This window comes from Methanosphaera sp. WGK6 (assembly GCF_001729965.1).
Lineage (GTDB): Archaea > Methanobacteriota > Methanobacteria > Methanobacteriales > Methanobacteriaceae > Methanosphaera.
In genome coordinates this window covers 143,755-156,023 of sequence record NZ_JRWK01000001.1, presented here as the reverse complement: position 1 = coordinate 156,023, position 12,269 = coordinate 143,755, and the positions used below count along the sequence as shown (strand labels likewise).

Below are 12,269 nucleotides of genomic sequence, written 5' to 3'. Positions count from 1 at the left end.
TATGGAAAAAATTTATGCAAATATGGAACGAAATGAATTACATAAAATGTTAAAAGAAGAAGTTAAACCAATTAGTTTAGAAGAACTATATGCATTATCAACTAAATTTAATGAAGATATTAAATATTTACCACGTGAATATAAGAAAAAATATGTAGAATCTGTTCTTAACGTGATTATTAGTAGATTTGCAATGTTAAAAAATGGTAAAAGAAATTTTGAAGGTAAGTTAACTGAAGAAGAAGCAAATAACATTAATACATTACTTAAACCTAATGATGATATTCTAGAATATATACTAAATATAGTTGTTGTATATGCAACATACCTCATACAAAGACCAGTTCACCTTCCAGGTACTGTATTCCCTGGTGCTGTCAGCATATATTCTGATGGTGAAAATTATTACTGTCCTGTAAAAAAATATCACATAAATAATGAAAAAGCTGTGTGTAGATATTGTATTGCTAGAACTACTGAATAAGTGATATTATGCCTCGAAAAATAGATTTTTTTTGAAGAACAAAACAAGAAAAATAAATCTATTCATGATGAATTAATTAAAAAAGGATTAATTACTCTTAATAACACTTTGAAAAGTGAAGAATATAACTTAAACAATTTAATTTCTGAAACATCACTTTGTTCTACATATCATGATTTAATAAATCCTAAAGATAAAATAAATTCAAAATATCAAAAAAATTACAATCAATCATATCATAATATTGATATAGAACTATATAAACTCAACAGAATGATTAAACATAAAGAACAAATCATTAATTCCGAAATTAATAAAAAAACATTGAAAATAAGTGATAAACTAAAAAATAAATTATGAGGAAATTTATCCTCCTCCTACTCCATCATCACTCATTTCTGATGATATTACTCCATTTATTTCTTCTTTAATATCTTCAACCGATTTTTCTTTGTCCGAATCATTATTTCTTCTTTTCATGTATTTTTCATCAGTAAGTTCAACATAATTTGTGTTATACCATAGTTTTGTTAATTCATCTATACTTATTAACACCCAAGAACCATGTTCATCAGTTTTTATATCAATAACTTCCCCAATAGTTCCAATACTAGTATAAATTATATAAGATCCCTTAGTTATTTCTCTTCCTACTTTATCTGTAACTACCATAAGAATACCTTCTTTAGTATATAGTTTAGAATATGATGTTATAAATTAATTTTGAGAATATTTTTTAGTAAATTATCATCAGCTTGTCCTTTTCTTATTATTTCAGGATATTTCTTTGTTAAATCAATTATTGTTGATGGTTGATTATTTTTTATATTTCCTACATCAATATATGTTTTTATATTACCTCTTAATTGTTTTATAATATCATTAATATTACTAGGAGTTGTTTTATTTGATATATTAGCACTTGTACTTGTTATTGGAAAAGATTTGGTTAGTTCATATGTTATTTCGTTTTTGGGCATTCGAATAGCAATCTTATTTGTGTTTGATATTACTTTAGACTCAAAATCATCATGTTTTTCAAGAAGTAACGTATATGGTCCCGGTAACAATTCTTTCATAATTTTTAAAGTATTATTATCTATATTAGCTAATTTTTTAAGTTGATTCATATTATGAATACATATTGATATTGGCTTATTTAATGACCTTTTTTTTGTTTTAAAAACCTGACATACTGCATTATCATCAAAAATATTTGCAGCTATCCCATATATAGTATCAGTTGGATAAACAATTAAATTTCCATTTTCTAATTCCATTCTTATCTTATTTAATTGTTCTTTATCAGGATTTTTTATTATATTCATTATCTATCCATCTACCGTTTTAATTAATATAGTTATATATAATTTAATTTATAAATAAAATACTATGCTAAATGACAGATTACGACCACAGACTAATAATATTACGGGACAAATAGGTAAACATATACCTCTTAATCCAAACATTGTTACATTAATTGGATTATTTATTAGTTTTTTTGCAGGAGTTCTTTTTGCTTCAGATAATTTAATTGGAGGAGCAATATTTATACTTCTGAGTGGAGTCTGTGATATGATTGATGGAGCTATTGCTCGTTCACAAAATCGTAGAACGAAATTTGGAGGATTTTTAGATTCTACATGTGACCGTTTTGCAGATGCAGCTATTATTATAGGAATTATCTATAGTGGATATGTAAATCCAATTCTGGGAGCCCTAGCAATTCATGCTTCTATCACAGTAAGTTATGTTCGTGCACGAGCCGAAAGTGAAGGAATAACTTGTTCAGTAGGAATTGCTGAAAGAGCCGAAAGATTACTCATAATTGTAGTAGGTTCAATAATAGCCGCTTTAATGGGTGGATCACACAATATAATGTTTTTAACTATAGCATTATTAACAATACTCAGTTATATTACAGTTTTCCAAAGAATATACCATGTATTAGAAAATCTTGAAGATTAAGATAATAAGAAATATTCTTATAATAAACTTATAAATTCTAACCGTATATTTAAAGAAAAGAAATTATTAATTAAATAATAATTTCATTAACTTTTTTTGAAATAATAAATTAAAATAAGATTACATTAATTTTGAATAATAAACTATAGGATGGATTATAAATGAGACCAAAAGAACGTATAGGTAAAGATTTAAGAATTTTTGAAGAAAATATCATAGAAGTAGAAGAAATTGATTTAACAGAAAAGGAACTTCTTGTTAAAGACATGGCTAAGAGATATTATGAAGATACGAAATATTATTTTAAAATAGATGATGAACTAACATCATTTGCATGCATAGCCTATGCTCATGGACTTCTTGATTCTATAAGAATAATGTATGATTTAATAGATGATTCATAGGTTGATAAAGTTGAAAGAATACAATACTGCAATTATTGGTGGAGGAGCTAGTGGTATTTTAGCAGGAATATATCTTGATGATAAAAAAAGCACTATTCTTGAAAAAAATGAAAAACTAGGTAAAAAAATTCTCATCACTGGTGGTGGACGTTGTAATATAACAAATAACAGTACATTAAATGAGTATACTAAAAATTATTATAATTCTGGAAATTACTATAGATCAGCATTTAATTTATTTTTCAACAAAGATATTATAAACTTATTAGAAGATAATGGTTGTAAAACAAAAATTGAAGAGGATAACCGTGTATTTCCAATTACAGATAGCTCAAAAACTGTACTAGATACCTTGATTAAAATATTAGATAATTCAAAAACACAATATAAGTTAAATTGTAATGTAACATCTATAACTAAAGAAGAAAATTTTTTTATAATACAATATAATTCTAAGAAAATTAAAGCTAAAAATGTAATTTTAGCTACTGGAGGCAATTCTTATCCAGAAACAGGATCTACAGGAGATGGTAAGAAATTTGCAGTAGCGTTAGGACATACAAAAACTAAAAATATGGGTGGTCTTTCTCCTATAAAAATACAAGAACAATGGATTAAACAATTACAAGGTATAACATTAGATGTTTCTCTTGAATTTAAAGCTAATAAAAAGTCAATTATTAAAGATTCAGGATCAATACTATTTACCCATAAGGGACTTAGTGGATTTGTAATCATGAATAATAGTATGACTCTTGAAAAATATCTTAGAAAAAATCAGGATGTTAAAGTAAACATAGATTTAGTTCCTGAATATAACTATGAAACTCTTGATAAAATATTACAAGAAGACTTTAAACAACATGCAAATCAAGGACTAAAAAGATATTTACATAAATATCTACCAAAAAATATGGTTGTAATATTTTTAGAACAAATTAATATAAATCCAGAAACTATTCTCAACCAAGTGACAAAAAAAGAACGTGTAAAAATTAGAGATTTCTTAAAAAGAATCACATTAACAGTTACAGCTGTTCTTGAAAATGAAAGTAGAGTTACAAATAGTGGTATTAAACGAAACGAAATAAATCCTAACTCATTTGAATCTAAAATAGTTTCTAACCTATATATAGTAGGAGAACTTATAGAAGGCTGTGGAATATGTGGAGGGTATAACCTTCAAAAAGCATTCTCAACAGGAGTACTTGCAGCTACAACAATAAAAGAGGTTAAATAGTGATACACATTAGCTATGATAGAAAACAATATCAAAAAGACATGATTGATAACATAGAATTATTTGATAATGTTGTTGAATTAGGTTGTCATATTGGAACATCCACTAAAATAATTTCTAGACTAAATCAAGATGGTACAGTATATGCCTTTGACAATAGTCCGGAAAGCATTAGTGCTATGAATAACTTGGGAATTGAATATGGAAATATTGAATTTTTAATGGCTGATGTTAGAGATAAAGACTTATTATATGATTTTACTAAAAAATGTGATGAAATCGATGTATTATGTATTGATTTAGGCGGAGGATATCATCCAGATACTGTTTTTAAAGTATTTTTTTTATGGTCATCTCTTCTTAAACCAAGAGTTACACTAATTAGAAATAGAGGATTAATGGATTTTATTAATTCATCGATTTCAACTGAAAAAATATCATCAAATAAAGGATATTTATCCTCATCATCACAAGAAATAATACCCAATGAACTTAAAACTACTATCAAAAAGTCAAGTTCTAAGTAAATTAAAAAGTTACACTAATAAACATTAGAAAAAATAGAATTGAAACAATTATAAAATTAACAAAGTGTTTAAAGAACAAAATGCAAATAATAAAACATAAATAAAAAAAAATAAATTTTTCAATATAAAAACTTGTCATCAAAGACTATGAAATTAATAAAAAGAGGAATAACATGATTGGAAAGAAAATTAGATTAGAACGAATCATTAACCGTAAAACAGGAAAATGTATTATTGCACCTATGGATCATGGAATCTCAGGAGGACCTATTCCTGGACTTATAAACATGACAAAAACAATTGATGCAGTAGCAAATGGTGGAGCAAATGCAGTTTTAATGCATAAAGGTATGGTAACCAATGGGCACAGAGGATACGGTAGCGATATCGGATTAATAGTACACTTATCTGCAAGTACAGATGTAGGTATTGATCCATACCACAAAGTACAAGTTACAAGTGTTAAAAAAGCATTACAACTTGGTGCAGATGCTGTAAGCGTACATGTAAATGTAGGTTCAGAAAAAGAACCTGAAATGTTACAAACAACTGGTATGATAGCAGAAGAATGTGATGAATGGGGAATACCTTTACTTGCAATGATGTACCCAAGAGGTCCAAAAATTGAAAATGAACATGACCCTGAAGTAGTTAAATTATCCGCACGTGTAGGTGCAGAACTAGGTGCAGATATTGTGAAAACAAATTACACAGGAGATCCTGATACATTCAAAGAAGTGGTAGATGGATGTCCAGTACCAGTTATAATTGCAGGTGGTCCTAAAATTGAAACCGAAAGACAATTATTTGAAATGGTATATGATGCTATAAGTGTTGGTGGAGCAGGAGTAGCTTTCGGTAGAAATGTATTCCAAGCAAAAGACCCTGAAAAAATGACAAGAGCACTTGTTGAAGTAATTCATAACAAAGCAAGTCCTGATGAAGCACTAGAAATATTAAAACAATAAGGGAAGTAACAATATGAAATTTGCATGGATAAGACCAAATGGTACATGGAATGATCGTAAAGATGCTATAGTACATGCATTAGAATCAGGATTTGAATATATTATGGATTTTGATAATGCAGATACTATCAAAGAATTAGGTAATGTTTCCATAATTTCTGACAAAGATGATTCTGCAATAACATTACTTGGAATTAATGAAAAAGTAACTGTAGCAGATGTTAGAAAAGCACAAGCAAAAGGTAAAGAAGTAGCTGCATATGTAGAAATTAATAACAAATCTGATGAAGAATTAGTTTCTAAATTAGGAACTGTTGCAGACTATGTTATATTAAAAGGTAAAAATTGGAAAGTTATTCCTCTTGAAAATATTATCGCTAGCCTTCAAAACCGTAACTCTAAGATAATGGTTGATGTAGCAACATATGAAGAAGCAAAACTAGCTCTTGAAACTATGGAACATGGTTCTGATGGAGTACTTCTTTCTTCAAATGATGGAAAAGAAATAAGAAAATTAGGCGAACTAATTGAAAAAACATCAAAAGAAACCTTTGATTTGAAAATAGCTACTGTCACAAAAGTAGAACCAGTAGGTATTGGTGACCGAGCATGTGTCGATACTTGTTCAATGATGAACATTGGAGAAGGCATACTTATTGGATCATTTGCAACAGGATTATTCCTCGTACATAGTGAAAGCATAGAAAGTGAATATGTTGCTGCAAGACCATTTAGAGTAAATGCAGGTCCTGTACAAGCATATGTAATGACACCAGGAAACAAAACTAGATATCTTTCTGAATTAGAAGCTGGTGATGAAGTTCTTACAGTGAATGCTAAAGGTGAAGCTACAACAGCAATAGTCGGCCGTGTGAAAATAGAAAAACGTCCATTATTACTCATTGAAGCAGAATATGAAGGAGTAAAAATAAGAACATTAGTACAAAATGCTGAAACCATCAGACTTGTAACTGATAAGGGTGAACCTATTTCTGTAGCAAAATTAGCTGTTGGAGATAAACTTCTTGCATACTTCAGTGAAGGTGCAAGACATTTTGGAATGGCAATTGAAGAGCAAATTATTGAAAAATAATTTTTAAAACAACCTCTTTTTTTATTGATAGATTAACTCTGTCAACCTTTTTTTTTATTTTTGAATTTATAAGGGAGATGTATTTATGCGTGCCTTTTTAGCTATTGAATTAAATGACTATTTAAAAACAAATATTAATAAAACACAGCAAATACTCCAAGAATCAGAAAGTGCCCAAATCAAATATGTTGAAAATGAAAATTTACACTTAACACTTAAATTCTTTGGAGATATTAATGAAAGAAAACAAAAACAAATAACTAACCTTATTAACCAAACAACACCTCATTATAATCCATATACATTAAAATTAGCTAAAATAGGAACATTTCCTAATATTACACATCCTAAAGTTATATGGACCGGAGCTAAAGATAAAAATAAAAATACAATCAATATTATAAAAGAATTAGATGACTCATTTAACAAAATAGGATTTAAAAAAGAACGAAATATTATTCCTCACATAACAATAGGACGTGTGAAAGAGATTAAAAATATTACTAAATTAACAGAAACATTAAATAATATTCAATATAATTATCATGGTAAAATGGAAGTAAGTAAAATTTGTCTTAAATCAAGTCAACTCACGCCAAATGGTCCTATTTATAAAACAGAAGCAGAATTTAATTTATAAGTGATGAAAATGAAGATTGTTGTTTGTATAACTGGAGCTAGTGGAGTAATTTATGGAATTAGATTACTTGAAGAATTAAAAAAAGAAAGAATTGAAACTCATCTCGTGATATCAACTATAGCTAAAGATATAATTGAATATGAAACAGAATACACAGTAGATAACGTCAAATCTATAGCTAATTTTAATTATGAAGAAAAAGATCTCAATGCTATAATAAACAGTGGTTCATTCAAATTTGATGCTACAATCATAATACCAACAAGTATGAAAACATTATCTGCAATCAGTAATGGTTATGCAGACAATTCAATAACAAGGGTTGCTGATGTAACATTAAAAGAAAGAAGAACACTTATAATAGTACCACGAGAAACACCACTTAGAACAATCCACCTAGAAAACATGTTAACAATAAGTAAAGAAGGTGGAATTATCTTACCTGCAATGCCCGGATTCTATCATAAACCACAAAATATTGATGAACAAATCAATTTTATATTAGGAAAAATTTTAGACATATTAAATATTGATAATAATTTATTTAATAAATGGAAACAATAGCATTATATAACAAGATAATAATTTAGGAGACTTTATATGTATTTCGAAATAACACCTGATGATGAATTCATGAAAACAAAAAAAGTTCCAGGACCTACAAAAGAAGAAATACGCGCATTAGTAATTAGTAAAGTTAGATTAACTGATGAAGATGTTGTTGTTGATGTTGGATGTGGAACTGGTGGTTTAACTCTCGAATTTGCAAAACGTGCCAAAAAAGTATATAGTATTGACATGAATCCTGATGCTATTACTACAACACGTCAAAATCTTGAAAAATTTGGACTTCAAAACAAAGTAGAATTGATTGAAGAAGAAGGATTAAAAGCACTTGATGAAATTGAAGACTTCACCAAACTCATGATTGGAGGAAGTGGCGGTAATCTAGATAACATTATTGAAACAGGATATCTTAAACTACCTGTCGGAGGACGTATCATCATCACTTCAATTGTATTAGAAACTGCTACAGATAGTGTCCATATGTTAAAAGAATTAGGTGCAGAACCAGAAGTTGTTACTATAAATGTATCACGAGGAACTGTACTTGAACGTGGAGTAATGATGAAAGCATTGAATCCTATTACAATCGTAAGTGCTAAGAAAATATAATATTTTCTTATTTCTACTTTTTTTATAAACATTATTTTAAAAACTAATTTCAATAATATGCAAGGTGATATTATATATAATCAAATATTAAATTCCATAAAACCATCCGAAGAAGAACGAAAAGTATTACTTAGTTTTTCAGATAAACTTCGAAATATTATCCTAGATTATGCTAAAGAAAAAAATGTAACAATAGATTGTAGACTTGTAGGATCTATGGCTAAGAAAACATCACTTATTGATAAAGCAGACTTTGATATCTTTATGACATTTCCCTTAGATTATTCCGAAGAAGAACTTAAAGAATATGGATTAGAATTTGGACAATACTGTATTAACGTTGTAGGTGGAGAATCTGAAAAAAGATATGCTTCACACCCCTATATTACAGGTTTAATTGATGGATTTGAAGTTGATTTTGTACCTTGTTATAATATTAAAGATGCTAATGAACTTAAATCCGCAGTAGATAGAACTATACTCCATACAGATTATGTTCAAAGTCATTTAACTGATGAAGAGGCAGATCAAGTACTACTTCTTAAGAAATTTATGTCATCAATAAATACATATGGTGCAAATTATAAAGTTAGTGGATTTTCTGGATATCTTTGTGAATTATTAATTCTAGAGTACCATACATTTGAAAATGTTATAACTAATGCTGCAAATAACTGGCATAACAAATTTGAAATAGATTTAGAAGAGTATGGTACTTGCTCTAATTATAAAGATCCTTTAATCGTGATTGACCCCGTGGATAAAAATAGAAATGTAGCAGCAGCATTATCTATGCAAAAATTCTCTGAATTCATAGTAGCTTCAAGAAATTATCTTAAAAATCCAAGTGAAGATTATTTTGAAGATAAACATGTTAAAACAAGTGTTGATGAAATAATCCATGAATTTAATAAAAGACAGACGAAATGTTATGTATTATCATTTAATGTTCCAAAATTACCTACAGATGTTATTTATCCTCAAGTAAATAAAACCATGAAATCATTAGAAAAAGTTTCAAAAATGTATGATTTCCGATTACTTGAAAAGGGATATTATATTAGTTCCGATAATGTAGCACATATTCTTCTAGAATATGAAGTAGATAAATTATCTAATGTTAAAATACATCATGGCCCATTAGTTCAAGATGCTAATAATAGTATTAATTTCAAGAATAAGTACCCTAATGCTTATATTCATAATAATAAATGGATTTCATTAACTAACCGCAAATATATTACAGTTCAAGACATGATTACAAACATATTTAAAAAAGAAAATATGAGTATATTAAAACTTGGAAAAAATATAAAAGAAGAAATATTAAATAAATATTTCTTCGAAGAAGTTACAGAATATATTAAAAGTGAAAACACTGAAGATTTATCTAATATTTACATGCACTTATATCCTAACTTCAAATTAGAACGTTAATCTTTACGTTCATATACAAATTGAGGAACTGCATCATCAAATGGATCAAATGTTTCAATATTTTTAATTAAGGTTGATTTCATACTTACTTTTGAATGTAATGTTGAAGGTAATCTTAGAATACGTTTTAAATCTATTGAAACCTTAGTATCTGTAATTGACATATTTGTTCTTGCAACTGCACTTATTAATTTATTAAAACGTATAGGACCAATATTTCCCCTAAACATTCCCCATTGATCATCTTCTAAGAAATATCTAAATTTCAAAGTATCTTTTAATAATTTTACATTAACATTATCTAATTTTGATTTTTCATTTAAATGTAATATTGTGTATTTTGACCATTTTGTGAAATTTTTAGAATATCCATAAGGTATTATGAAGTGTTGTAAATTAGTAAATCCCATTGAATTAGATAAATCGGGTTCTTTTGCACCAATTACATATTGAACTATTTGACCTCTAAGATCACTGGAAGATGTCATTACAGATTCATCAAGAACCCTTACATGATATCCTCTTCCAGAATAAATCATATTTATATTTTTTAAACCTAAATCTTCTTTAAGCACATCTTTTATCATTAAAACTATATCTTTTGCCTGGTTTAGACATTTATCACATACTTCTCCTTCTTTACAATCACATGTTCTTATAGGCACATCTTTTGCATCAACATCAAATACTAATTCAGATTGTTTCCATCCTTTTCTTTGTTTTGGTTTATCATAAAAAGCAACAGAACAGTATGCTGCAAATGGTTGTTTTACTTTCATAAATCGTTTTAATCTCAAAGCATCTGGAAATATTTTATACCTATCATTAGGTCCTTGCCCATAATGATCAAATCCAAATTCTCTACTTGTTAATGAATCTATTATAAAATCAGGAACCTGTTTCACATTCCATTCTTCTTTATAGAATCTTTTACGTTCATAATTTGTTGCAGGTTGTAGTTTAATTTCCATTATTATTCACCTGCTGTGAGCTATTATGTTTATTATTTCGTTTCATTAGTTTTCGTTTACGATTGTAGTAAGTTAGAGGATTTCCTATTTTTTTACAATCCACATTTGGTGTACATAAATTAGACATGTGTAATTTAATTTTTTCACAACTCATTGGTGTGTACCACTGCGTTTCACCTTCATGGTCTATTTTTAAATCAGAATGCATCCCAAAACCTAACTTTGAATTTATATTTATTTTTTCTTGAGGTTGATCCTTAAATAATGGAGGACTACAGGCTTCTGCTGCATCATATATCATAGGGATTACCTCATTTAATGTTATATCCAAAGAATGATCTACTTCAGATATTTTCATATTTTTATCCTCAGAAAATATTCCAGGATACAAACGTGCATATGATATGAATGGTGTTAAAAATAATACTATAGCATCGTTACGCCCTCCACTTTTAATTCCCTGCATACATTTTCTAACACATGGAGGAAATGCTTCTATTTCATAGGACACAGGTTGATTATCATTAAATGTACTTTTTCCTCTTGAACCATATTTTTGTTCTTGGGCTTTTTCTTGGATTTTTTTTAGATTTTTTGCCAAATTATCCATTAATGGATTTGGTTCAACCATCCTTTCAGCCATTTTGGCTACTGTTTGGATATATTGTTTAGTATGTAACATTATTATACTTTTTAATAATTTAGATTTAAAATCAAGCCCACCTGTTACTTCATACATAGACCGGGGATCCCTATGTTGAATTAAATCACCATATTCTTCAATAAAATCTTCATATTCAATTATTAATCTTCCTTGAGAAAGAAGAAGATTATTTAAATCAAATTCACCCATTTCTATTACATCTTTTAAATCAGTCCAATAAATATTATTAGTATCAATTAATTGATTTAATGTGGTTCTAAGAAAATTAGATTGAAAATCATTAGGTTCTGCTTTGAGTCTTTCTAATCGTTGATCAATTAAATCCCTTTCTAATTCAACAACTTGTTTAGCTTCACGACTATCTGGACCAAAACCTATTGCAACTGCTTGACATAATAAATAAAAAGAAACAATATCATATTCATATATTTCTGGATTAAATAAGTATTCATATTCTTTATCATTGAATTTATCTGATTTTTTGGATAAAAACCATTCAAATTTCTTTTCTGCCAATTGTTTTAATGTTTTTGGCAAATTCATTTCATGACCAAATAGTTGTCCTCTTGTATAATTTATGATTGTAATAAGAGTTTCATTTTCTTTATCTAAATTTTCAATTTGTCCAAGATTACTTACAATTTCTTTAGCATCATTACTAAATGGATTTATAAAGGAATTTTTTATCATGATA

The 12,269-nt window shown here is 27.8% G+C and carries 15 protein-coding genes; 11 read left to right on the top strand and 4 right to left on the bottom strand.

Annotated elements, in window-relative coordinates; all coding sequences use genetic code 11:
• Window position 1 precedes the first annotated feature (1 nt).
• Complete coding sequence (locus NL43_RS00790) at window positions 2–484, top strand: DUF2115 family protein (RefSeq protein ID WP_069592070.1); 483 nt, start codon at window positions 2–4, stop codon at window positions 482–484.
• 366 nt (window positions 485–850) lie between these two features.
• Here the strand turns inward: NL43_RS00790 and NL43_RS00780 are convergent, their stop codons facing one another.
• Window positions 851–1,156, bottom strand: a complete 306-nt coding sequence (locus NL43_RS00780; RefSeq protein WP_069592068.1) for a DUF2098 family protein — start codon at window positions 1,154–1,156, stop codon at window positions 851–853.
• 38 nt (window positions 1,157–1,194) lie between these two features.
• Window positions 1,195–1,812, bottom strand: a complete 618-nt coding sequence (locus NL43_RS00775; protein WP_069592067.1) for an L-threonylcarbamoyladenylate synthase — start codon at window positions 1,810–1,812, stop codon at window positions 1,195–1,197.
• A gap of 64 nt (window positions 1,813–1,876) precedes the next feature.
• Between NL43_RS00775 and pgsA the strand changes: the two genes are divergently transcribed.
• The 10 genes from pgsA (at window position 1,877) to cca (ending at window position 9,940) form a co-directional block, all read left to right on the top strand.
• A complete protein-coding gene (gene pgsA, locus NL43_RS00770; protein WP_069592066.1) occupies window positions 1,877–2,455 on the top strand; it encodes an archaetidylinositol phosphate synthase in 579 nt (192 codons plus the stop codon).
• A gap of 161 nt (window positions 2,456–2,616) precedes the next feature.
• Window positions 2,617–2,859, top strand: a complete 243-nt coding sequence (locus NL43_RS00765; protein ID WP_069592065.1) for a DUF357 domain-containing protein — start codon at window positions 2,617–2,619, stop codon at window positions 2,857–2,859.
• 1 nt (window position 2,860) lies between these two features.
• Window positions 2,861–4,099, top strand: coding sequence for an NAD(P)/FAD-dependent oxidoreductase (locus tag NL43_RS00760; protein ID WP_158005532.1), 1,239 nt, complete (start codon window positions 2,861–2,863; stop codon window positions 4,097–4,099).
• Complete coding sequence (locus tag NL43_RS00755) at window positions 4,099–4,626, top strand: class I SAM-dependent methyltransferase (protein ID WP_069592063.1); 528 nt, start codon at window positions 4,099–4,101, stop codon at window positions 4,624–4,626. Before NL43_RS00760 ends, NL43_RS00755 begins: the two co-directional genes overlap by 1 nt.
• A 173-nt stretch (window positions 4,627–4,799) precedes the next feature.
• A complete protein-coding gene (locus tag NL43_RS00750; RefSeq protein WP_069592062.1) occupies window positions 4,800–5,594 on the top strand; it encodes a 2-amino-3,7-dideoxy-D-threo-hept-6-ulosonate synthase in 795 nt (264 codons plus the stop codon).
• Between the two features lie 13 nt (window positions 5,595–5,607).
• Window positions 5,608–6,687, top strand: a complete 1,080-nt coding sequence (locus tag NL43_RS00745; RefSeq protein WP_069592061.1) for a 3-dehydroquinate synthase II — start codon at window positions 5,608–5,610, stop codon at window positions 6,685–6,687.
• 85 nt (window positions 6,688–6,772) lie between these two features.
• A complete protein-coding gene (gene thpR / locus NL43_RS00740; RefSeq protein ID WP_069592060.1) occupies window positions 6,773–7,327 on the top strand; it encodes an RNA 2',3'-cyclic phosphodiesterase in 555 nt (184 codons plus the stop codon).
• A gap of 9 nt (window positions 7,328–7,336) precedes the next feature.
• Complete coding sequence (locus tag NL43_RS00735; RefSeq protein WP_069592059.1) at window positions 7,337–7,891, top strand: UbiX family flavin prenyltransferase; 555 nt, start codon at window positions 7,337–7,339, stop codon at window positions 7,889–7,891.
• A gap of 36 nt (window positions 7,892–7,927) precedes the next feature.
• A complete protein-coding gene (gene cbiT, locus NL43_RS00730) occupies window positions 7,928–8,503 on the top strand; it encodes a precorrin-6Y C5,15-methyltransferase (decarboxylating) subunit CbiT (RefSeq protein WP_069592058.1) in 576 nt (191 codons plus the stop codon).
• A 57-nt stretch (window positions 8,504–8,560) separates the two neighbouring features.
• Complete coding sequence (gene cca / locus NL43_RS00725) at window positions 8,561–9,940, top strand: CCA tRNA nucleotidyltransferase (RefSeq protein ID WP_069592057.1); 1,380 nt, start codon at window positions 8,561–8,563, stop codon at window positions 9,938–9,940.
• Here the strand turns inward: cca and priS are convergent.
• The gene (gene priS, locus NL43_RS00720) at window positions 9,937–10,911 is read right to left on the bottom strand and encodes a DNA primase catalytic subunit PriS (RefSeq protein ID WP_069592056.1); all 975 of its coding nucleotides are present in this window, start codon (window positions 10,909–10,911) and stop codon (window positions 9,937–9,939) included. The genes cca and priS overlap by 4 nt on opposite strands.
• Entirely contained in the window at window positions 10,901–12,265 is a 1,365-nt protein-coding gene (priL, locus tag NL43_RS00715; RefSeq protein ID WP_069592055.1) for a DNA primase large subunit PriL, read from the bottom strand. Before priL ends, priS begins: the two co-directional genes overlap by 11 nt.
• Window positions 12,266–12,269: the final 4 nt, after the last annotated feature.

Coding starts and splice junctions, on each gene's coding strand:
- NL43_RS00790 (WP_069592070.1), top strand. CDS start 2: ATGGAAAAAATTTATGCAAATATGGAACGAAATGAATTACATAAAATG.
- NL43_RS00780 (WP_069592068.1), bottom strand. CDS start 1,156: ATGGTAGTTACAGATAAAGTAGGAAGAGAAATAACTAAGGGATCTTAT.
- NL43_RS00775 (WP_069592067.1), bottom strand. CDS start 1,812: ATGAATATAATAAAAAATCCTGATAAAGAACAATTAAATAAGATAAGA.
- pgsA (WP_069592066.1), top strand. CDS start 1,877: ATGCTAAATGACAGATTACGACCACAGACTAATAATATTACGGGACAA.
- NL43_RS00765 (WP_069592065.1), top strand. CDS start 2,617: ATGAGACCAAAAGAACGTATAGGTAAAGATTTAAGAATTTTTGAAGAA.
- NL43_RS00750 (WP_069592062.1), top strand. CDS start 4,800: ATGATTGGAAAGAAAATTAGATTAGAACGAATCATTAACCGTAAAACA.
- NL43_RS00745 (WP_069592061.1), top strand. CDS start 5,608: ATGAAATTTGCATGGATAAGACCAAATGGTACATGGAATGATCGTAAA.
- thpR (WP_069592060.1), top strand. CDS start 6,773: ATGCGTGCCTTTTTAGCTATTGAATTAAATGACTATTTAAAAACAAAT.
- NL43_RS00735 (WP_069592059.1), top strand. CDS start 7,337: ATGAAGATTGTTGTTTGTATAACTGGAGCTAGTGGAGTAATTTATGGA.
- cbiT (WP_069592058.1), top strand. CDS start 7,928: ATGTATTTCGAAATAACACCTGATGATGAATTCATGAAAACAAAAAAA.
- cca (WP_069592057.1), top strand. CDS start 8,561: ATGCAAGGTGATATTATATATAATCAAATATTAAATTCCATAAAACCA.
- priS (WP_069592056.1), bottom strand. CDS start 10,911: ATGGAAATTAAACTACAACCTGCAACAAATTATGAACGTAAAAGATTC.
- priL (WP_069592055.1), bottom strand. CDS start 12,265: ATGATAAAAAATTCCTTTATAAATCCATTTAGTAATGATGCTAAAGAA.